We start from the raw sequence: 21,452 nt of genomic DNA on the forward strand, positions 1-21,452 counted from the left end.
TAAAAGAAACCGGCAGCCAACACAGGAAGCGATTCGCTACGGCGAAAATTGACTTGACATGCGGATACATTTCGATTCCTCAAAAACGCCTGATTCGTGCATGGGATGTTGGGGTTTTTTATTCATCGATGGATGAAATTGCTGTGTAAATATAAAAAAAGGAAACGAAATACTAAATTATGTAAACGAATCGTTATTCGTCTAAAGGAAACAGGGGTGATCAAGTGGCAAGGAATTGGCAGGTCCATCGGCTTTTTTTCGTGTTGTTCTGATTTCTTGCAACCAACCGGTGGGGTGGAAAAATACCGGATGGGCCCTTAATGCTTCGAAGACGAAAAAAACGATTTCAACCATACCATGAACAAACAGGTAGCAAATTCCGAAAAAATAACCGTCCAGGCAGTCCTGGCAGTTGACCGAAAAAAGGTCTGGGAATACTACACCGACCCGCAGCACATGATGCATTGGAATGTGCCCTCAGCGGACTGGGAATGTCTTCGCGCGGAAAATGACCTGAGGAAAGGGGGACAACTTTTTGTCCGAATGGAGGCCAGGGACGGTAGTTTTGGGTTTGATTTTGACGCGGTGTACGAAACGGTGCGGCCGGAGCAGTTACTGAATTACACGCTGACAGATGGCAGGAATGTAGCGGTTTCCTTTGACGTATTGGGGGCCCAAACGCGCGTAAGTATTTGCTTTGACACCGAACCGCAGAATTGCCCGGAAATGCAACGGCAGGACTGGCAAGCCATCGTGGATAGGTTCAAACGCTACGTAGAAACCAACGAAGCGGCGCAAGGGTAGTCAGGTTCCGGTCCGGATGGGAGCAGTGAATACCGGGGAGTTCGAAAGCATCAGAAATCCAAGCCGAAACGGATTCCTGCTTGCCGAGATAATATCCGGGCCCGCGGTGAAAATTACCATATTTTCGTTAATTTGCCCGGCATTTCGACCAAACTTTTCTCTATGGCATCCCTTCGAAGACACCTGGCGAAAGCCGGGATAAACGGGTTTTTCTTCTTGCTAGTAGCGACCATCCTGACCGCCTATTTATTTCCAGAATGGGGGGCAGGAGAGGGGGAACGTCTCGTCGATGAACTCACCTATTACGGCGTATCCCTGATTTTCTTTTTTTATGGGGCAAAGATAAGTCCGGCTACCTTGAAGCTAGGATTGTCAAACTGGCGACTGCACCTTTGGATTCAAAGTACCACGTTTTTGGTTTTTCCGGCCATCATTTTGGGCTGTTACGCGGTGTTTGGGCAGGCGAACAGCTTATTTTGGTTGGGTACGTTTTACCTGGCGGCATTGCCTTCTACGGTATCTTCATCCGTGGTGATGGTGTCCATCGCCAGGGGCAATTTGCCTGCGGCGATTTTTAATGCCAGTATTTCCAGTCTGTTAGGGGTTTTTATCACTCCGTTATGGATGGATCTTTTTCTCAGTGCTTCGCAGGCGGATTTTGCCCTTTGGGATACGGTGGGTAAACTGGTGGTTCAGATTTTTTTACCGGTCGGTCTGGGGTTTTTGCTTCACCGGTACCTGGGGTCCTGGGTGCAGCGACAAAGTCGGCCGTTGAAATATTTCGACCAGAGCGTTATCTTATTGATCGTCTTTTCTGCCTTTTCCCAATCTTTTGGTCAGAACATGTTTGCCGGGCAGAATGTATTGGGGCTCAGCTTTTGGATGTTGGCATTGTTTTTAGTGATGCTGGGCGTGATGTTTGGCGTCGGCAAGTGGCTTGGGTTTAGCCGGCCGGATCGGATCACCGTACTTTTTTGCGGGTCCAAGAAATCCCTGGTGCAGGGAGCGGTGATGGGCAAAGTTTTGTTTCCCGATCCCGTGGTTTTTGGCGTGGTTCTATTACCCATCATGGTGTACCACACCTTGCAACTGTTGCTTGGCAGTGCGCTGGCGGAGCGATTGGGAACTGCAAAAACCGAACCTACATGAAAGAGGTGTCCTGAGCAGCTTCTTCGGCCATTTGTTCGGCCAATCGTTTTCCAAGGTACCGATCGATCAGGCCGTGTCCGACGTATAACAAGGGGGTAAGCAAAATGGCCACCGAAAACTTATAGATGTAATTTATCAAACCGACGGCAATGATTTGTTGCAGCGACCAGTTGCCGAAAATATAAAAGGCAATTCCCAACACGACAAAGGAATCGATGAACTGCGATACCAGCGTAGACCCGGTAGCCCGTAGCCAGATCATTTTGGGACCCGTGATTTTCCTCAATTTTTGGAAGACAAATACGTCGAGTAACTGCCCGAGAAGGAAAGCGATTAGCGAGCCGATAATGATCCCCAGCCCTTGCCGAAAGATCGTGTTAAAGGCATAATCGATATCAAAGGGGTTACCAGAGGCATCGCTGGCATTGACTTCCAGCCAGAACGCGGCCGGGGGAAGCTGGGTGACCAGGCTGATGACGATAAACACATACACAATCAGGCCAGCGGTAATAAAACTGATCTTTCGAACCCCTTTTTTACCAAAATACTCGTTGATAATGTCCGTGGTAATGAACACCACCGGCCAGATCACGGCGCCAGCCGTCAGATTAAAATCCAGCACGTAGGTTCCGAAAAAAGTCCAACCGGCTGGTTTTAGTCCCAGGGTTTCTTCGCCGGAAAAGATTTTGACGCCAATGATTTCTGCCAGGATGGCATTGGTAAGAAATATGCCGCCCAGAATGATGAATAAATTGGTCTTTTTAGACTGGTTCGCCTTTTCTTGAGAATCCATGGTCAGGGAATGGGATAAGTGGTACCTTCTTCACTTAGTAAGCTGTTTGGGAAGACCGCCTGAGCTTCTGCGAGCAGGGGTTGCAGGTCGTTGTAACGCACGGAATAATGGCCCAGTAGGAGCCGTTTTACGGATGCCGCCCGTGCAATTTCCGCAGCTTCTCTACTTGTACTATGCCTGGTTTGTTTTGCGCGGTCTTTTTCGGCCTCCATAAAGGTGGATTCGTGATACAGGATATCCACACCCCGTATATACGGTACGATACCGGGGTCGTAGACGGTGTCCGAGCAGAATGCATATTTTCGTGGAGGCGTAAGCTGACAGAAATCCGCCGCTCGGTACAGCACCCGGCCGGTCATGTCCCGGACATCCTTTGCCTTTAGCAGGGTGCGAATGGCTTCCAGACCTGGTTTTTGTTGCCGTACCAGTTCTTTTCGGAGTTTGACACGTCCATTTTTTTCTTCGAAACTAAATCCCGTGCAAGGAATACGGTGTTGCAAAGGAAATGCATACACCTCCAAATCATCCAATTCCAACAGTTGGGTTTTTTCGACCACCGATACGGTGTGAAAAATCAAGGGGAACTTCAATAGCGTCCCGGAATACTTTAGCTGAACCGTAATGATTTCATCCAATCCTTTCGGTCCGTACACGTGCAGCGCCTGCTTCCGATTATTCAAATGGTAGGTCCCAATCAGCCCCATCAAGCCCAGGTAGTGATCTCCATGCAGGTGGGAGATAAAGATTTGGTTGATTTTAAAATACTTAACTTTAAACCGTCTGAGCTGATGTTGGGTAGATTCCCCACAATCCAACAGGAAGCTATGTCCTCCCCAGGTTACTACCTGAGAAGTCTGGTTTCTGCCGTGGGCGGGGGCAGCCGAGTTAGAACCCAGAATGGTGATCGAAAAGTCCAAGCGGATAGGTTTCTACTCTTCTTCGTCTTTCTCGGCACCTTGCTCGATTTCGTGGATAAACACGGCCTCAGCCGCTGCTTCGTTGTCGTCCACTACCTTAAACACTTTGTCTAGCATGGATATCCGCATCAACTTCAGTACGTGTTCCTGCAGGGAGGAAAGGACAAAAACGCCACCTACTTCTCCAAAGGCCCGGTTACCGACCAGTAAGGCGCTGAGCCCGCTGGAGTCGGCATATTTTACCTGGGCCATATCCAAAATCAGGTTTTTGTACCCTTCAGCATGCACGGTGAGAAGTTCCGATTTCAATTGCGGAGAAAGGGTAGAGTCAAGTTTTTCCTCCAGTAAGGTGAAAAGTACGAACTGTTCTTTCTTATCTACGGCGTATTTCATTTTTTTATGTAGTTATACCTGTCGGTGCGTTTGGTCAAACATCTTCCCGCAGGAGGATTTCGATTTAAAATTAGTCTAAAATAACGTGGTGCCAAAATGATCCGTTCATTTAAATATGTTCCAAAATGGCAGCTTTGATTCGTCCTTCCATATCCGAACTATCTGCGGGCACAAAGGTTTTTCCAGTAATGTGTTCAAATAGTTCGATGTACCGATGGGAAATGGACGCAACGATTTCCGGGCTCATTTCGGGAACGGATTGACCGGGTTTTCCCTGAAAGCCATTTTCGATCAACCATTGCCGGACAAATTCCTTGGAAAGTTGCTTTTGGGGCTCGCCCACTGCCTGCCTTTCTGCGTACCCATCCATATAAAAATACCGTGAGGAGTCAGGGGTGTGGATCTCGTCTATCAGTAGAATCTCCCCTTCATAGCTTCCAAATTCGTATTTCGTGTCTACCAGCACCAGTCCTTTTTCCCGAGCCATCTCCGTACCCAGGCGAAACAAGGTACGGGTATAGGCCTCCAACTGGAGGTAATCCTTTTCACTAACGATACCGTTTTTCAGGATGGCATCTCTGGAAATATCTTCATCGTGCCCCTCGGAGGCTTTGGTAGTTGGCGTAATGATGGGTTCTGGCAGAGGATCGTTTTCCTTCAAGCCATCTGGAAGGGGTACACCACATAGAACTCGCTTTCCATCCCGGTATTCCCGCCAGGCATGCCCCGCCAGGTAGCCCCGAATCACCATTTCGACTTTGAAAGGAGTGCAACGCTTACCCAGGGTGACATTTGGATCGGGAGACAAGCTGACCCAGTTAGGCACCGCGGCGGCTGTGGCAGAAAGAAAATGAAACGCTATCTGGTTCAATACCTGTCCTTTATAGGGAATGGGTACCGGTAGGACCACATCGAATGCAGAGATCCTGTCGGTCGCCACGACGGCAATGGTTTTTTCGAATATGTAAACGTCTCTTACTTTTCCCCGATAAAAATCAACCTGACCGGGAAATTGAAAACTGGTGCTGGTAATGCCTTGACTCATGTGGTATCAATGTTAACATGCAAAAATAGAAATTATTCCGGACTTCCGGATGGTCGCGTCTAAACAACAAAGACGAACAAAATCCACCCTGCTCGTTTTCTCGTCAGCAAGTAGAAATTCAGCGACCTATGCCTCTTTTATAGGTTATTTCCCGTTGTAACGTACCACGTTCATCGTACGTAGTGAACCGGCCATGCCGCAGGCCTTTTCGATAGTTTCCTTCGATTGCCAGCTGCCCATTTTCGTGATAGGTAGCAAATTTCCCGTGCTTTACCCCTTTTTGATACAGGGCTTCGGATGCTTTTTGTCCATTTGGATAAAACTCGGTTACCAATCCTTCGACCTGCCCCTTCCGGAAGGTTTTTTCAAGTACTAGCTTCCCTTCTTCAGTATATTCCCGAGTCAATCCATCCGGCACTCCCTGATCAAAATTCGTTCTTGCCTGCACCTGCCCATTCGGATAATACGTTTCCTGTACGCCCTGCGGTTTCCCCTGTTGGAAATGGATACGCCCTTTTATTTTGCCGGATTCGTAAAATGATTCCAGCACTCCCTGAAGGACGCCGTTTTGGAAGGATGCCCGTTGGGCTACCTGACCGTCCGGGTAAAAAGAGATCACTTCCCCTTGAATCTGGTCGGCGGTGTAGGGAGTGATTTTCAGTGTGTCGCCGGTCTGCGGATGCAGTTCCACAAACAAGCCGGTTTTTTTACCGGCATCGAACTGACCCACCTGTGTTCGGCTGCCGAAAGGGTCGTACCGCTGGTACCGTCCGTGTGGCACCCCGTCCCGAGTTTCGTACCGCTCCTTCACCTGGGAGTTTTCCGCATCGTAATAGCTGGTTTCTACCTGAGCCAAAGCAGGCACACCTACCCAATATACCGGCAATATAACAAGCCAGATGAACCGTTTCATGGCGTTTTGATTGATGTAAAAGGGGGGGTGCGGATCAATAGTCAGGCAAGCCCCTCCTCGGTTGTTCCGTAGGCTTCTTCCGGTTTTGTTGAATGTACCGCAATTCGTTGCTGTTCATGGCATCAAGGATTTGCTCTGCCTGCTCTGGTGTGATGTTCATTTCTTCGAGTCGCTGACGCAATTCCTCCAAGGCCTTTTCCCGATCACTAAGATCGCTTTCCATGTCGCTGCTGTCCTCGGACTCTTGGTTTTCCTCGGTTTGTTCCCCGCGAGGCTCTTCCATTTCATCGGATTCATCTGCACCGTCTTCCTGGGTTTCTTCCTCTCCTTCTCCGCTTTCCTGCTCCTCGCTTTCCTGGTCTTGTTGCTCTTGATCTTGCGATTCTTCTTGCTCCTGTTGTTCCTGGTTATCTTGGTCCTTCTTGTCTTGCTCTTCCTGCTCTTTTTGAAGTTTTTCCCAAAGCGCATTCAGTTTTGGATCCTCGGGGTATTTTTCCAGTCCCTCTGCCAAAAGTTGACTGGTAGCCCGAATGTCCTCGTTCACGTATTGCCTCGCTGCCTGGTTAAAATATTCCATTTCGGACTGCGCCAGGAGGCTCAGCGGACCGATGCAGACAAGCGCTACAACCAGAACAAGCTGCCTATTGATTTTCATTGATTTCATTGATCTCATTTAGGTGATCCATAAACTTCTGGTAATGAGCGACTGTTTCATCTATTTCCAGGGCCCTTTCCATGATGCCTGCAGCCTCCCCAAACTGAAAACGATTTACCATTTCGTCCGCTTGCGCTTTCATTCGTTTGGCGTAGTTGGAAGGTTCAATTTTATCTTCATCCTCTTGGTCTTCTTCGTTTTCCTGATTTTCTTCGTTCCCTTCCAGCCAACGGCTCAGTAGTTCGTAGTTGTAACGTGCCTGCTCATTGCCGGGTTCCTTAAGCAGCGCGGTTTTGAAATACGAAAGTGCTTCCTTGTACTTTTGTTCGTTGCCGAGCAGGAATCCCTGTTGGTTGGCAGCAAATGAAGAAATCGAGCTGCCACTAGCTGAAATAAGTGGCTCATAGGTTTTTTTTGCATCCTCTTCCTGTCCGTTGTTTTGGTAGCTCAGGGCCAGATTGAATCGTATTTCGGGTTGCCGAAGTTCGTGCTCCTCCAGTAAGGCCAGGTGGTTTCGGACGGCGTTTTCGAAATCCGCCTCTTTGAAGGAACGCTCCGCTTTTGCCAGCGCTTCGTTTGTAAGGGCAATTTTCTTCCAGTCAGCTGGAATCACAAGCAAAATCCAAAGTAGGTATCGGAACAACATGGTAGAAATCGTTGATTATAAGGATAACGTACGGATAGGCAATAAGGAATCCATCACCGCCAAAACCAATCCAGCAAGCAGAAAATAGAAATATTTGTTGGAAGAAGCTTCCACCGTCCGACTGGCCATGACCGTTCCCTCCAGGTTGGCAATGGCGTCAATAAGCTGGGGGATTTCCTGCAGGTCCTCGCTCAATTCAAAATAATCGCCGTCGGTTAGACTGGCAATTCGCTTCAGGTTCTCGGAGCTTAGGCGAGAGATGGCAGGTCGGTTGGTAGTCTGGTCGATCACCACACCGCTGCCCCTGGGAATGGTGCTGCCCGCCCGGGTGCCTATACCCATACTGAATATTTTGATGCCGGAGTCGCGGAGTTTTTCCAGGGTTCCGTCCAATTCTCCGCCAAAATCCTCTCCATCGCTGATCAGGATAATGGCTTTTGATTTTGGTTCCTGGCTTTCGTCATTCATGAACTTGGTATGTGCCATCAGCAAAGGAGCCGCAATATCGGTACCGGAGTTGGGAACCAAACCGGTGTTCAACCCATCCAGGTGCAATTGGATCACGTTCTGATCGAAGGTCAGGGGACACTGAATAAAGGCCTCGGAAGAAAATATGATGATGCCAACGCGATCCGAACTAAAATTCTTAACCAGGTTTTTCAATTCAAATTTGATCCGCTGCAGCCTGCTGGGTTGGATGTCTTCTGCATTCATGGACCGGGACAAATCGATGGCCAGAAAGATGTCTTTTCCTTCCTGCTTGATCTCTTTCATGGCATTTCCGATGGAAGGTCCAGCCAGTGCAACTAGAAATAAACCGAAATACAAGCTGCGTAGTAGCATTTTCCAGACCAACCGTCGTTTTTTAACGTTGATTTTTTGATTGATGGTCCAAAAACGGTACAAGTAGACGGCGTACAGCAACACGAAGACAGTAGCCAGGCTAAGTAATAAGGTAGTATCAGGGTATGCCCAAATCATGGCTTGAAATTAATCATTAATACGCAAAACGAAATGATAACGCCAGAATTATTACCGAATTGGAAAATTTACCCGTTACCTCCGGAATTAATGGTTGGATTCCCTAACCATTTTTACCGGATGCCGTTATCTTTTCTGGTGCGGGAAAGACGTTCTTTCCTTTCGCATTATCGATTTCATTCCGTCAGTTACTACTTATGCTTGTCTACGCAAAAAATCATTTTTGGGTGCCGTTATTTGTTTGTTTTGTCCTCTTTTTAGCACCGACTCGTTCCATCGCTCAGCAGCTTTCCAGTATACAGGGACAGGTAGTAGACAAAGCGTCTGGCGAGCCCCTGCCGGGAGCTGCCGTATATTGGGAGGGAAATGCGGAGAAGGGTACCGTAACGGATGCAGAAGGGCGCTTTTCCATCGCCCAGCCCGATCCGGAAGGAGCGCTGGTGATTCGTTTTTTGGGTTTTCAATCGATTTCCAGGCCAATAAAGAAGGGCTCAAAAACCGAAGGCCTGCAGTTTTTTTTAAGTCCGGAAGAATGGATGTTGGAGGAAGTGGTGGTCTCTGAAAGAAGCCAGGACTACAACGTGGCTAGTACCGAAATGGGTAAAAATGTGATTTCCGGGCAGGAATTAAAGCGGATACCCGCGTTATTTGGAGAAGTGGATTTGCTTCGTGGGATTCAATTGCTTCCCGGAGTGACCACAGCGGGGGAAGGTACCACGGGATTATTTGTCAGAGGAGGGTCCGCCGACCAAAACCTGGTTCAGATAGACGGTGCGCCCATATACAATCCCTCGCATTTCTTTGGATTTTTCTCGGTTTTTAATCCCGATGCCCTTAGCGATGTCGCCCTCTACAAAGGCAATATCCCCGCCCAGTATGGAGGCCGGGTATCTTCGCTGGTGGATATTTCTCTGAGAGAGGGGAATACGAATAAACTCCAGGGAGAAGGCGGGATTGGGAGTATTAGCTCCCGGCTTACCGTAGACGGCCCCCTGTTTTCCGAAAATGCTTCCTTTGTAGTTTCTGGCCGCCGTACCTATGCCGACGTGTTTCTGCCCCTTTCTCCCAATGAAGACGTTCGTGACAACCAGCTTTACTTTTATGACTTAAGTGGAAAACTCATGTGGAGGAACGGACCTAAAAATAAGTTCACGTTCTCTACCTATTACGGGAGTGATTTCCTGGGCCTGAATGGGCAGTTTGGCCTTGGCTGGAACAATTGGATCAACTCGTTTAATTGGGATCGACAGCTAAACGAGCGAAATTACCTGGATGTTACGGCGTATTACAGCCGGTACGGGTACCTGATTAGCCTTCGGGATGAGGAAAATGGATTTGATTGGTCCAATCATTTTTCGGAGACGGGTCTGAAAACATCCTGGACCTTGATCCCCGGCGAAAAGTCGGAAGTAAAAGCAGGCGTGCACGGGCAGCTGTATCATTTCGCGCGGGTGGACCTGCAAGGGACTCCCGAGAGCGGCATCGAACCCTTGGATTCCAATCCCAGAACGGGCTTTCAGTTCAATCTGTTCCTGGCCGGAAAAACCGAGATTACCCCCCGGCTGAGCGTGGAAGGGGGGCTGCGCTGGGGCAATTACCAGCAAATCGGTAACGGGGTGAATTACCTGTACGACAACAACGACCCAGGCGGTACGGGGCTGGTGACCGATACCCTGGAATACCGCCTCGGCGAGCGAATGCAGCAGTATCAGGGTTGGGAACCACGGTTTGGTGCCCGGTATCGGATTGGGGAAGGGACTTCGATCAAGGGAGGCTTTAATCGCAATTACCAGTACATACAGGTGGCTTCCAATAATTCGGCGGGCCTGCCTATCGACCGCTGGGTGCCGGCCGGAAGGTACATCTTACCCATCCGTGGCGACCAGGTCTCCGCAGGCGTCTTTCAAAACCTCAACGATAATCGATGGGAGGTTTCCCTGGAAGCCTATTACCGGGATTTCCGAAATATCGTGGATTTAAAACAGGGAGCCACCGTGCTTTTTACAGACAATATAGAAACCGAACTTCTTACCGGAAATGGCTGGTCCTACGGCCTGGAGTTTTTACTTCGGAAAAACGTGGGAAAAACCTCCGGGTGGTTAAGTTATACCTGGTCCCGCGTGTTTCGGGAAATTCCAGGTATTAATGGTGGGAGACCCTATCCGCCCAGGTTCGACAGACCCCATGACCTGAGCCTGGTGTTGTCCCATCAATTGAGCGAACGCTTGTCGTTTTCCGGCACCTTTATCTATACCACAGGCATTGCTGTCACCTTTCCGGCAGGCTCCTACCTGGTGGACAACCAGCGGGTACCGCTTTATAGCGACCAACGAAACAGTGATCGCTTCCCGGATTACCACCGATTGGACCTGTCGGTGACGTTAAAAAACAAAGACAAAGGCCGCTGGTGGCAAGGAAGCTGGAATTTCAGTGTCTACAATGCTTACGGGCGTAAAAACCCCTTTTCTTACGATTTTCGGACCATATACAACGACGATATTTCGTTTGAGCCAGGTCCGGGCGAATCGGCTAACAGCGCCAGACCCGGAGTGGTCATGACCTATTTGTTTGGTATTTTACCATCTGTTACCTACAATTTTAAATTTTGATTGCATGCGATTACTTGTGTTAGCCGGGCTACTAGTGCTGTTTGCCTCATGCCAGGAAGAGGTAGAAATGCCATTGGGCGCCCTGGAAAGAATTCCCGTTATCGAAGCGGTATGGACAGACGATCCGTCGGTGAATTTCGTTTCCGTAGCCTATTCCCGGGATTATTTCGATACCCGGGAAAACGAACGCATTCCGGATGCCCTGGTCGAAATAGAGGATTTGAACAGTGGACGGGTGGTTGAATTTCGCTACGTGGAGGAACTGGAACACTACCTGGCAGTAAACCAGCAGGTTGCTGAGATCGGGCACGAATACCAATTACGGGTGCTCCTGGAAGCAGACGCATACGAAGCAACAGGTATCACCTTGGAACCACCGGTTTTGGACAGCATCACCTATGAATTCAAAGAAGAGCGATTTTTTGCCGACGAGGGGTATTACCTGACCTTGTATGGAGATATTCCTTTTCCGAATAATAATTTTTACCGCTTGATCCTCACCCGCAACGATACGATTTTAAATAGACGATCTGATTATTTTCTGTTTGACGATACCTTTGGAAGTACGATTTTGAACAATGGGTTTGAGTTGACGGGGTTTACCTTTGAAAAAGACGATAAGGTAAGACTACAAATGCTGCGCTTAAACCGCAGTGCATACGATTACCTGAACCAAATGGTCTCCTTGTTATTTAATGATGGAGGCATATTCAGTCCCCCGCCGGCAAATCCCACAAGTAACATTCGCGGTACTTCGGCCGTGATGGGGTATTTCATGACAGCTCCCGTCCTCACGGAAACGGTATTTATTCAGGAAGAGGCGGAGTGAGCAGGGAGATACGCCCGTACCTGTTCCATGCTGTAATCCCAAAGTTGATCCCGTAGTTTTTTGGAGCGGGCTTTTGAGGAAACCGCCGAAGGCTTGGATTTTTTGAAATAGGCACCGTTTTTCCCAGGGACATTTGTTGCGGTGGCAAGAAAGATACCTGTCTCTGCTCCTTTGGCAGGGCTAATCATAAAAGGTTTGAATAGGGATAAAAGGATTTTAAAAAAACCTTTACTTTCACTACCGAATCCGGTATTGACGACCCCCGGATGCAACGCGTAAGCTTCCAGGTGCAAATCGGCGTATTTTTCTGCCAATGATTTGGTAAAAAGGATGTTGTATAATTTGGCGTTGGCATAGGCCGTGAACGAGCGGAAGCCATGGGTCAGCTCAAAGTCTTGGGGATTTACGGAAGCGCCTTTGTGGGCATCAGAACTCACGTTGATGACTCTACCGCCTGTTCCGTTGGTCAGCAATGGAAGGAGCTGGATTGTCAGTAGAAAATGTCCGAGGTGATTGGCAGCAAATGTACGTTCATGGCCCTCGCTCGTTAATTTTTTTTTCGGAAAAATACCACCTGCGTTATTGATCAACAGGTCCAGTTTGTCCGTAGCCTCGGTCAGGGTTTTGGCAGCTCGGGCCACCGAGCTCAGGTCAGTAAGGTCGCAGGGGATAATGGTGAATTTTTTCTGTGTATCCAGTGGGTCGATCCGTTGTATGAGTTCCCGGGCTTTTTCTACGTTTCTGACCAATAGAAAAACACGGCTACATTTCGGGGACAGTGCTTTTGCTTTCTCTGCGCCAATTCCCGAAGTAGCGCCGGTTATTGCGAGTTGCATCATAGTTAATCGGTTTAGTTCATAAAACATGGCCGGCAGCATAAATGTTCGGCCTTTTGTCGCTGTAGTTGCAATCGGTTGACCATCAGATTGGGTCGGGCGGCGTCCACCGAAAGAGAATAAAGATTTGGAAGGGATGGTGAACGGGAGTAAAGGCGGTAAATATATTTTCCCTATTTTTGCCAGTGGGAAAGGTTACTGAAAAGTTAGTTGCCTTCGTGGGCAGGCATTGGTACCCCAATGGGGCAGAGGGAAACGTTTCGGATGGCGGAGCGGTAAAGAAATCACTCATGTAACAGATTGGCTTTTTTTCGTGGAAAAGAAAAAATTCATAGACATCAGACAGGTTATTGCAACCAAAAATCCGGGCCTTTTGAAATGGCTTCCCGGATTTGTCCTGGGGTACATCAAGCGGATTGTACACGAAGAGGAGGTAAATACCATCATGGCCAGGCACGGCGACCGAAAGGAGCTGGACTTTGTGGATGCACTCATAGAGGAATTTGGCGTGTATGTGGAAGTTGGAGGGGCCGAAAACATACCATTGGATCGAAGTGTGATAGTTGCGTCCAATCATCCCCTTGGTGGATTGGATGGGATTGTGTTGATGCATGTATTAGGCAAATACCGGAAGGACCTGCGGTTTCTGGTCAATGACTTATTGTTGAACATCCCTCATTTTGGAGAGCTTTTTGTGCCGGTAAACAAGCATGGCAGCAGTGGCAAGCGGGGAGCCGAATTGATTGAGGAAACCTATGCCTCGGATAATGCAATTCTCGTTTTTCCGGCCGGATTGGTTTCCAGAAAGCAGGAACAGGGCATTATGGATTTGGAATGGAAAAAGAGCTTTATCAACAAGGCCCGGAAATACAAAAAAGACGTGGTGCCCGTATACATGGAGGGAAGGAATTCCTCTTTTTTTTATAATTTGGCAAACCTTAGAAAAAAAATAGGAGTTAAGGCCAATATTGAAATGTTTTATTTGGCGGACGAGATGTTTGGGCAAAAAAACAAAAAAATTGTTGTCCATATAGGAAAACCAATTTCTTACAAGTATTTTGACGATTCCAAAACGGACAAATACTGGGCAGAAGAGGTCAAAAAAATAGTATACAACATTGTCCAAGACAAGTAGGATTTATGCAAGACATTATCAACCCGATCGACCGGGAGGTTATACAAAGTGAACTGACGCCGGAGCGGTTTTTGAGATATGTAAACAATGGGGAGAATGAGATTTATCTGGTCAATCAGCACAACGCCCCCCAGGTGCTGAAGGAAATCGGTAGGTTGCGTGAGGTTTCATTCCGGGCCGCAGGTGGAGGGACGGGTTTGCCGATGGATATAGATGAAAACGACACCTGCGAAAATTGTTACGATCAGCTGATTGCCTGGAACCCAGTGGACAAAGAGATCATTGCTGGCTACCGCCTAATCAAGTGCGCAGACGCCGGCTTTACCGCCAAAGGCGCCGTAAATTTATCCACGGCACACCTGTTTGACTTTTCGGATGCTTTTGTGAAGGATTACCTTCCCTATACCATCGAACTTGGGCGGTCTTTTGTACAGCCCAATTACCAACCGAGCATAGACAATCGGAAGGGGATTTTTTCGCTGGACAACTTATGGGACGGACTCGGAGCAGTGGTGATGATCAATCCGGATGTCAAGTATTTATTTGGGAAAGTAACCATGTACCCGCATTACAATGCCAAAGCCCGTGATTTATTGCTTTATTTTATGAATCACTATTTTCCGGATACCGATGCGTTGATTCGGCCCATTGCGCCTGTGGGTTACAAGACCGATGCTGCCAATTACGAAGGTTTTTTTGACGGGCTGAGTTACAAAGAAGGGTACAAATTGCTCAATTCGAACGTACGAGCCCTGGGAGAAAACATCCCCCCACTGATCAATACCTACATGAACTTGTCATCCACGATGAAGACCTTTGGTACGGCGATGAACTATGAATTTGGTGCGGTGGAGGAAACAGGAATCTTAATTACCATAGCGGATATATACGAATCCAAAAAGCACCGTCATCTCGAAACGTTTGAACGAGACCGGAATTTTGGCAAACGAAAGAAATAATCCATGCAGCCCAGCGAACTCCCCAGACGATGAACGTACGCCCCTTAGGAAAGACCGGTTTGCAGGTACCTCCTGTGGTTTTTGGGAGTAGTTCCCTGGGAAATCTTTTTCAGGAATACCCGCAAAAGGACAAATTGGCCATTTTAAAGGAAATAGTGGAGGTTACCGCTCCACATACCGTGTTTGACACAGCTGGAAAATACGGCGCCGGATTAGCTTTGGAGGTGTTGGGAGAATTTTTATCCGGTTTAGAGATTGTCGGTAATCAGGTAATTATTAGCAATAAGTTGGGTTGGGTCCGGGTGCCCCTTGAAGCTGCCGAGCCTACTTTTGAGCCGGGTATCTGGAAGGGGATTACACACGATGCGGTGCAGAAAATAAGCCATGCCGGCATATTGGAGTGTTTTGAAAAAGACACCGCGCTTTTGCAGGGGCATTCACCACAGCTGATTTCCGTACACGACCCGGATGAATACCTGATGGCCGCTACAGACGAGCGGGATAAAGCCCATCGATGGAGACAAATTCTGGAGGCATACCGGGCGCTGGCCGAGTTGAAACAAGCGGGTAAGGTCTGGGGAATAGGGGTTGGTGCCAAGGATTGGAAAGTAGTACAACGCATTTGCCAGGAAGTTCCGCTGGATTACGTCATGCTGGCAAACAGCCTTTCCATTTATTCCCATCCGCCAGACTTGATGGAATTTGTCGCGATGCTAAAAAAGGCGGATGTGGGAATTATCACTGCCGCCATTTTCCATTCAGGCTTTTTGGTGGGGGAAGACTTTTTCGATTACCGGAAGCTGGATCCCGATAGCCCTGACGGCAAAGAAAAGTTGGCGTGGAGAAAGGGCTTTTTTGAGACCTGTAGCCGGCAGGGAATAGCGCCGTTTCATGCCTGCATTCAATTTGCGCTGTCCGTGCCGGGTGTTTCCAGTGTCGCGTTGAGCATCAATCGACCCGAGCTTGTGCGAAAGAATATCCGTGCGGCTGAGAATCGGCTACCTGCGGCATTTTGGCAGGAGCTGGTGGATCAATCGTTGATTTCAGATTTCTCCTTTTTATTGTCAGATTAACCCATAAACTACACCCATGCATTCACAAATAACCTCAGCAAAGGCCGAGTTGATTTCCAAAAAAAACTTTTGGCCCTTTCTACTGCTCACTACCCTCTTTATGCTCTGGGGGGTTGCGCACAACATGACCGATACCTTATTGGCCGCCTTTAAGCGAATCATGAGTATGACCGATTTCCAAACCTCCTGGATTCAATTGGCATTTTATGGTTCGTATTTCTGTTTGGCCCTACCTGCAGCCGTATTTATCCGGAAATACACCTATAAATCCGGTATTCTGCTCGGTTTGGGACTATTCGCCGTTGGATCACTGCTTTTTTACCCAGCAGGTATGATGATGTCCTACGGGTTTTTTCTGCTCGCCTTGTACGTACTGGCAGGTGGGCTGTCCATTCTGGAAACCGCCGCCAATCCATACATTCTGGTTATCGGCCCACCGGAAACGGCCACGCAGCGACTCAATTTGGCGCAGTCCTTTAACCCCATCGGGTCGGTAATCGGCGTTTACCTGAGTAAAGTTTTTATCCTGTCTCAGCTAAACACCGCAGAAGCGGCCGACCGAACCACCATGGATCCGGCAGCCTTGAAGGCGATGCAGGCAGACGAGCTTGCCGGTGTGGTCAGCACCTACGTGGGCGTGGCAATTTTTCTGGTGCTGGTATGGTTTGTCATTCGGGCGGTACGCATGCCGATAGCATCCGAAACGGTCGAACGAGATGGGATAATTGCTGGTTTTAAACGACTTTCTAAAAATAAAAACTATGTACGGGGGGTGATGGCGCAGTTTTTTTATGTAGGGGCGCAAATCGGGGTATGGTCTTTTACGATCCGCTACGTTATGGATGAACTCGATGTGATGGAAAGTGGAGCCTCGGATTATTACCTGGTATCCTTGATCCTGTTTGCGGCTAGCCGCTTTCTGTTTACTGCCTTGATGAAGTTTTTTAAGCCGTCCATTTTGCTGGCAATTTCCTCGTTACTAGCCATCGTGTTGAGTTTGGTGGTGATTTACGGGAGCGGAATGACGGCTGTCGTGGCACTGGTGCTGATCTCGGTATGCATGTCGCTGATGTTTCCGACGATTTACGGACTTTCTGCAGAAGGCTTGGGCAATGATACCAAATTGGGTGGATCCGGCTTGATTATGGCCATTTTAGGGGGGGCTTTGATTACTGCAGCACAGGGGCAGGTTTCCGACCTTACGGGCAGCATTCACCTTTCCTATTACGTACCAGTGGTTTGTTTTGCGGTAGTCATGTATTTCGGTATTTCGCACTATTTTCACAAACCCCCGCCGAAATCCGTGGAGATGGTATAAATGAGGTGAAAAAAAACACCCAGAAAGCGAATGCCTGGGTGTTTTTTCTGCAGCCGGTGGACCGATTTGGCTGGCAGGTTAGTCATTTTCATAAAAACCAAAATACTCCCGGGCATTGTAATAACAGATGTTTTCTACCATTTGTCCCAGCCATTTTTCATCGGCTGGAAGCTCCCCATTTACGACATCCTGACCGATTAGGTTGCAAAGAATTCGGCGGAAATATTCGTGACGTGGGAAAGATAGGAAGCTTCGGCTATCGGTAAGCATGCCCACAAAACAACTCAGAATTCCCATGTTTGACAGGGTGTTCATTTGTTTTTCCATGCCGTCTTTCTGGTCCATATACCACCACCCGGAGCCAAACTGGACTTTGCCTTTAACCGATCCATCGTTAAAATTGCCCACCATGGTGGCCATCACCTCGTTGTCCGAAGGGTTGAGGTTGTAGAGAATGGTTTTTGCCAGTTGATCGGTGCTGTCCAGATTATTTAAGTAACGCGCAAGGGCCACACTTTGGGGAAAGTCGCCGATGGAATCAAAACCCGTATCGGGTCCCAGAATGCGGGCCATCCGCTCATTGGTGTTACGCAAGGCTCCCAGATGGTACTGCTGGGTCCAGCCTTTCGCATGATACATTTTACTAAGTGCGGTGAGGGTTTTGAATTTAAAAAAACGGACTTCCTCAGGTTGAAGGGTTTTTCCTTTGCAAACGTCGGAAAAAAGATCGTCTATTCCGTGGTCATTTTCGTCAAAGAAATAAAGTTGTTCGAGCCCATGATCGGACAATCGCCCCCCGTTTTCATGAAAATAGGCGACGCGATTTTCGAGGGCGGCAAGCAAGTCCTCGTAGGAGTGGATGGGAACCCCGCTTACCTCAGAGAGTTTTTCCAGGTATGCCAGATAGGTTTTGGGGTTTTCTACAGCATAGGCTTTATCTGGCCGGAATGCCGGCAGTAGTTTAATGCCGATATTTTCTGCTTTCGCCTGCTGATGGTAAATAAGGGTATCGGTAGGGTCGTCGGTAGTGCAGACCACCTCCACGTTCATTTTGGCCAGTAGGCCACGGGTGTGAAAATCTTTCTGCTGTAGCAAATCCGTCGTTTCTTCGTAAACCTGATCGGCAGCGTCTTCATTGAGCAACTGATCGATGCCAAAATACCTGAGGAGCTCCAGGTGGGTCCAGTGGTATAGGGGATTTCGCATGGTATGTGGCACCGATTTGGCCCAACTATAAAACTTCTCCTTATCCGAGGAATCTCCGGTGATGTATTTTTCAGATATTCCCAGGGTTCGCATCGCGCGCCATTTGTAATGGTCTCCTTCCAGCCATATGCTACTCATGTTTTTAAACTTCCTGTTGGTCGCAACATCGTGCGGAGAAAGGTGGCAATGGTAATCGATGATCGGCATTTTTTTTGCGTGATCGTGGTATAAGGCCCTCGCAAAATCACTCTTTAACAGGAAATCGTCGGTCAAAAAAGTGCTCTTGGTGGCGTTTATCGTATGCTCCATTTTTTTGGTTTTTTTTAAATTGCAGTAAGTATAAAAATTATTTTGCTTTTTTTCCAGTGAATACCCGGATTTAGGCAATCGATTGCACAAATTAAATGAAAATTTCATGAAATCCCATTCGAAAAGCGGTTTCTTACCGAAAAGCCTGATTTGACCGTGGAATTGTTTTTAGAAACCGAAGCTATAGTTTTTTTTTATCCGTTTTCCCTGTATCTTCCCTCTACCTAATTTTATCACATTCCGTACGATGACTACAATGAACCGAAGAACGTTCCTGAAAAGGGGCCTGCAACTTTCCGCCCTACCCGGCGTTGGTCTGGGCTACCGTGCCCCTGCTTTCGCGACTGAGCGAGGGAATCTGAAGCTAAGCCTAAATGCCTTTTCCTTCAATGCCGCGCTAAGAAGCGGCGATGTGGGGATAGAAGCCTTGTTTGATTTTTGTTCCCAGCAAGGTTTTGCGGCGGTGGACCTTACCGCCTACTACATTCAGGACTACCCGCAGGTACCTCCGGACGAGGTCCTGTTCGGTATCAAAAAGATGGCGCATCATCGGGGCCTGCACATTAGTGGTACTGGTGTGCGGAATAATTTTACCGAATCGGATCCGTTACTTCGCAAGGCTGAAATTGAGTTGGTGAAACAATGGGTCGTGGCGGCAGCAAAACTGGGAGCGCCGGTCCTGCGGGTATTTGCCGGGCCCCGGCTGCAAGAGGGAATGGTATGGGAGGAAAAGGCAGTGCTGGTAGTGGAGGCCTGCAAGGAATGTGCAGCGTTTGCCGCCAATTACGGTGTCATCGTCGCCATGCAAAATCACAATGAGTTTATCCAAACCGCTGCGCAGGTCGATCAGATTATGGAAGGAGTGGACGAGGAGTGGTTTGGCCTGGTCCTGGATATCGGCAGCTACTCCCAACACGATCCCTATGAAGAGATCCAGAAAAATATCCGGCATGCGGTCAACTGGCAACTCAAGGAGAATGTCAATCATTACGGTACCCAAAAACCGGTAGATTTGCCGCGGCTGATGCAGTTAATTCGTGACAGCGACTACCAGGGCTATTTGCCCATAGAGACATTGGGTCCGGGAGATCCCTTTGAAAAGGTAGCGAGGTTTCTGGCTCGGGTGCGAGAAGCCATGGGCTAGTTACTCGATTCTAATCGGTGAGAGATAAAAAAAAGGCTTGAATGTGAATCCAAGCCTTTTCTGTTAAGCTAGTATGGGATCAATAGCCGGGGTTTTGGCTAAAGGATTCCGCACGGTCAATTTGGTTTTGTGGGATGGGTCGTAGCAGGTGAAAGTCCTGAAGGCCGGTGGCCTGTGGATTATGTGCCCGCACCCGTTCGAGTAAGATGCCCCATCGTTTTAGGTCCAACCAGCGCTGTTGTTCGCCAAGTAGTTCCCGTGCTCTTTCTTCGATGATCATTTCCATGTCCATTTCGGACGCCGTGATTTCCATCTGTGCTTCTTTTCCGGGGAATGCAGCTCTTCTACGAATAACGTTGACGGTTTCGGTAGCTTCGGCTACTTTTCCCTGCATAAGTTGCGCCTCGGCCAGCAACAGGTAGGTTTCTCCCAATCGGAAGGCAATGTAATCCCGGCCTCCCTGGAACTGGGTCAAATCCGCTCTTCCTGGATCCATGTGCTTGCGCAAACTGGTAAATAGCCGCTCGGTATAGGCCGAAGGTACCAGTACCTGATAGGGTTTTTGTGCACGCTCTGCCTCTGGCATTTCGTAGCCCGGGATGTAAATGGCGGTGTCTCCTGCTGCAAACGTTACCTGGTCTTTTGACTGATCAAAATTGGTATTGTAGGTCCCTGGGTTATTGGAGTAGTACACGTCCAGGAAAGTATTGAAATACCGGCTGTCGTTTTCCCTGTCGGCAAAGATGACATTGTAGGTATACGTTGTGGGCCGGTATCGTTTGAAGGGACGTCCGTTTTGGGTATCCCTTCGCATGCCCGGTTGTACATCGTATTCCATCAGAAAAAACACGTGAGAATTGTTACCTCCTCCGTTTGTCAGTGGGTTTCTGCCGTATTGCACCGAAAAGACTACCTCGTCGTTTACCTCGTTTCCAAATGCATGAATGTCTCCGAAGTTTTCGAGCAACTGGAATTCGTAATCGTTGATTACGTTTTGAAGCAGGGGCTCTGCTTTTGCATAATCATCACTTGCTGCAGCCTCAGAGGTTGCTTTGGTGATGTACACTTTTCCCAACAGGTGCTCGGCTGCGGGTCGGGTAGCCCTACCGTAGTCGTCCGACTGTGAAGAAGCCTCCAATACAGGAATAGCGTCTTCCAAATCCTGAATGATAGCAGCGTAAATCTCCGGAACAGCAGTACGGCTGACTTCATTGGAAGGGATAACAGATTCGGTTAGCTGCAAGTCAATAGGTCCGAATAGCTGCACCAAGATAAAGTAGTGATGCGCACGGATAAACTTTGCTTCAGCGACCCGTTGGTTTCTGACGGTTTCTGAAAGTCCCTCTACTTCTGGCGCCCGGTCGATGACCGCGTTACAGGTATTGATGCCCTGGTAAAATTGATCCCAGATTTCCCGGACGTGGGAATTTTGCGAATCAAAGTCCGAAGTGTAGAAGTTCATGTACTTAAAGGACCCATCGGCTCCGTTCGTATAGGTGTCCGTGCCGAATATGGTAAAGTTGTTCCCACGTTCGGTACCGTACCAGGACCTGAGCGAGCTGTATGCGGCATGCAAGCCGTCATTCAGTCCGCTGGGTGTGTTGAGGTAATCGTTACCGATGTTCGAAACTACGTCTTCCTCAAGAATTCCCTCGCAACTGACGGTAGCAAACAGCGCTGCCCCCATCATTCCGATCCTGGAATAGTTTGAAAATTGTCTGATTATATTTGATTTCAT

At 48.5% G+C, this 21,452-nt stretch carries 20 protein-coding genes; 9 read left to right on the plus strand and 11 right to left on the minus strand.

All coding sequences use genetic code 11. The annotated features are described in order from the left end of the window. Positions 1-357: 357 nt before the first annotated feature. Positions 358-804 carry an SRPBCC domain-containing protein gene (locus BMW71_RS13610; RefSeq protein ID WP_092175018.1) on the plus strand — a complete coding sequence of 149 codons (447 nt, stop codon included), beginning with the start codon at positions 358-360 and terminating at the stop codon, positions 802-804. A 162-nt stretch (positions 805-966) separates the two neighbouring features. Beyond that, entirely contained in the window at positions 967-1,953 is a 987-nt protein-coding gene (locus BMW71_RS13615; RefSeq protein WP_092175020.1) for a bile acid:sodium symporter family protein, read from the plus strand. Here the strand turns inward: BMW71_RS13615 and BMW71_RS13620 are convergent. The 8 genes from BMW71_RS13620 to BMW71_RS13655 all read right to left on the minus strand — a co-directional run bounded on the left by BMW71_RS13620 (position 1,946) and on the right by BMW71_RS13655 (position 8,296). Next, positions 1,946-2,746 carry a queuosine precursor transporter gene (locus tag BMW71_RS13620; RefSeq protein ID WP_092175023.1) on the minus strand — a complete coding sequence of 267 codons (801 nt, stop codon included), beginning with the start codon at positions 2,744-2,746 and terminating at the stop codon, positions 1,946-1,948. The two genes, BMW71_RS13615 and BMW71_RS13620, sit on opposite strands and share 8 nt — an antisense overlap. Before the next feature lie 2 nt (positions 2,747-2,748). Continuing rightward, positions 2,749-3,663 (minus strand): ribonuclease Z, encoded by a 915-nt coding sequence (locus tag BMW71_RS13625; RefSeq protein ID WP_092175025.1) that lies wholly within the window; start codon positions 3,661-3,663, stop codon positions 2,749-2,751. A 12-nt stretch (positions 3,664-3,675) separates the two neighbouring features. Further along, positions 3,676-4,056, minus strand: a complete 381-nt coding sequence (locus BMW71_RS13630; RefSeq protein WP_092175028.1) for an STAS domain-containing protein — start codon at positions 4,054-4,056, stop codon at positions 3,676-3,678. Between the two features lie 109 nt (positions 4,057-4,165). Next, a complete protein-coding gene (locus BMW71_RS13635; RefSeq protein WP_092175031.1) occupies positions 4,166-5,101 on the minus strand; it encodes a phosphoribosylaminoimidazolesuccinocarboxamide synthase in 936 nt (311 codons plus the stop codon). A gap of 118 nt (positions 5,102-5,219) precedes the next feature. Next, the gene (locus BMW71_RS13640; protein ID WP_092175034.1) at positions 5,220-6,014 is read right to left on the minus strand and encodes a toxin-antitoxin system YwqK family antitoxin; all 795 of its coding nucleotides are present in this window, start codon (positions 6,012-6,014) and stop codon (positions 5,220-5,222) included. Positions 6,015-6,048: 34 nt separating this feature from the next. Then, positions 6,049-6,669 (minus strand): hypothetical protein, encoded by a 621-nt coding sequence (locus tag BMW71_RS13645; RefSeq protein WP_244891172.1) that lies wholly within the window; start codon positions 6,667-6,669, stop codon positions 6,049-6,051. Further along, positions 6,656-7,315 carry a hypothetical protein gene (locus tag BMW71_RS13650; RefSeq protein WP_092175039.1) on the minus strand — a complete coding sequence of 220 codons (660 nt, stop codon included), beginning with the start codon at positions 7,313-7,315 and terminating at the stop codon, positions 6,656-6,658. The genes BMW71_RS13645 and BMW71_RS13650 overlap by 14 nt, the downstream gene beginning before the upstream one ends. Positions 7,316-7,330: 15 nt before the next feature. After that, a complete protein-coding gene (locus tag BMW71_RS13655; protein ID WP_092175042.1) occupies positions 7,331-8,296 on the minus strand; it encodes a vWA domain-containing protein in 966 nt (321 codons plus the stop codon). A 197-nt stretch (positions 8,297-8,493) separates the two neighbouring features. Between BMW71_RS13655 and BMW71_RS13660 the strand changes: the two genes are divergently transcribed. Together BMW71_RS13660 and BMW71_RS13665 are read left to right on the plus strand one after the other, a co-directional pair. Continuing rightward, positions 8,494-10,905: a TonB-dependent receptor gene (locus tag BMW71_RS13660; protein ID WP_092175045.1), complete on the plus strand. Its 2,412-nt coding sequence runs from the start codon at positions 8,494-8,496 to the stop codon at positions 10,903-10,905. Between the two features lie 4 nt (positions 10,906-10,909). Further along, a complete protein-coding gene (locus BMW71_RS13665) occupies positions 10,910-11,734 on the plus strand; it encodes a DUF4249 family protein (RefSeq protein ID WP_092175048.1) in 825 nt (274 codons plus the stop codon). On the opposite strand, the gene BMW71_RS13670 is transcribed toward BMW71_RS13665, so the two are convergent. After that, on the minus strand, positions 11,716-12,573 hold the full coding sequence (locus BMW71_RS13670; RefSeq protein WP_244891173.1) for an SDR family NAD(P)-dependent oxidoreductase: 858 nt from the start codon (positions 12,571-12,573) through the stop codon (positions 11,716-11,718). The genes BMW71_RS13665 and BMW71_RS13670 overlap by 19 nt on opposite strands. Before the next feature lie 310 nt (positions 12,574-12,883). Here BMW71_RS13670 and BMW71_RS13680 point away from each other — a divergent pair, with 310 nt between their 5' ends. Genes BMW71_RS13680 through fucP form a run of 4 tightly spaced genes read left to right on the plus strand, consistent with a single transcriptional unit; the run spans position 12,884 to position 17,055 of the window. Beyond that, the gene (locus tag BMW71_RS13680; RefSeq protein WP_092175053.1) at positions 12,884-13,705 is read left to right on the plus strand and encodes a lyso-glycine lipid O-acyltransferase GlsA; all 822 of its coding nucleotides are present in this window, start codon (positions 12,884-12,886) and stop codon (positions 13,703-13,705) included. A 5-nt stretch (positions 13,706-13,710) separates the two neighbouring features. Then, positions 13,711-14,664, plus strand: a complete 954-nt coding sequence (locus BMW71_RS13685) for a glycine N(alpha)-acyltransferase GlsB (protein ID WP_092175056.1) — start codon at positions 13,711-13,713, stop codon at positions 14,662-14,664. A gap of 29 nt (positions 14,665-14,693) precedes the next feature. After that, positions 14,694-15,737 (plus strand): aldo/keto reductase, encoded by a 1,044-nt coding sequence (locus BMW71_RS13690; protein ID WP_092175059.1) that lies wholly within the window; start codon positions 14,694-14,696, stop codon positions 15,735-15,737. Between the two features lie 16 nt (positions 15,738-15,753). Next, positions 15,754-17,055: an L-fucose:H+ symporter permease gene (fucP, locus tag BMW71_RS13695; protein ID WP_092175061.1), complete on the plus strand. Its 1,302-nt coding sequence runs from the start codon at positions 15,754-15,756 to the stop codon at positions 17,053-17,055. Between the two features lie 78 nt (positions 17,056-17,133). On the opposite strand, the gene uxaC is transcribed toward fucP, so the two are convergent. Next, a complete protein-coding gene (gene uxaC, locus BMW71_RS13700) occupies positions 17,134-18,570 on the minus strand; it encodes a glucuronate isomerase (RefSeq protein WP_092176027.1) in 1,437 nt (478 codons plus the stop codon). 256 nt (positions 18,571-18,826) lie between these two features. On the opposite strand from uxaC, the gene BMW71_RS13705 reads away from it, so the two are divergent. Continuing rightward, positions 18,827-19,714, plus strand: a complete 888-nt coding sequence (locus tag BMW71_RS13705) for a sugar phosphate isomerase/epimerase family protein (RefSeq protein WP_177179646.1) — start codon at positions 18,827-18,829, stop codon at positions 19,712-19,714. 79 nt (positions 19,715-19,793) lie between these two features. Here the strand turns inward: BMW71_RS13705 and BMW71_RS13710 are convergent, their stop codons facing one another. After that, positions 19,794-21,452: a RagB/SusD family nutrient uptake outer membrane protein gene (locus tag BMW71_RS13710; RefSeq protein ID WP_244891175.1), complete on the minus strand. Its 1,659-nt coding sequence runs from the start codon at positions 21,450-21,452 to the stop codon at positions 19,794-19,796.

The sequence above is a fragment of the Cyclobacterium xiamenense genome, assembly GCF_900109255.1.
Classification (GTDB): Bacteria; Bacteroidota; Bacteroidia; order Cytophagales; family Cyclobacteriaceae; genus Cyclobacterium; species Cyclobacterium xiamenense.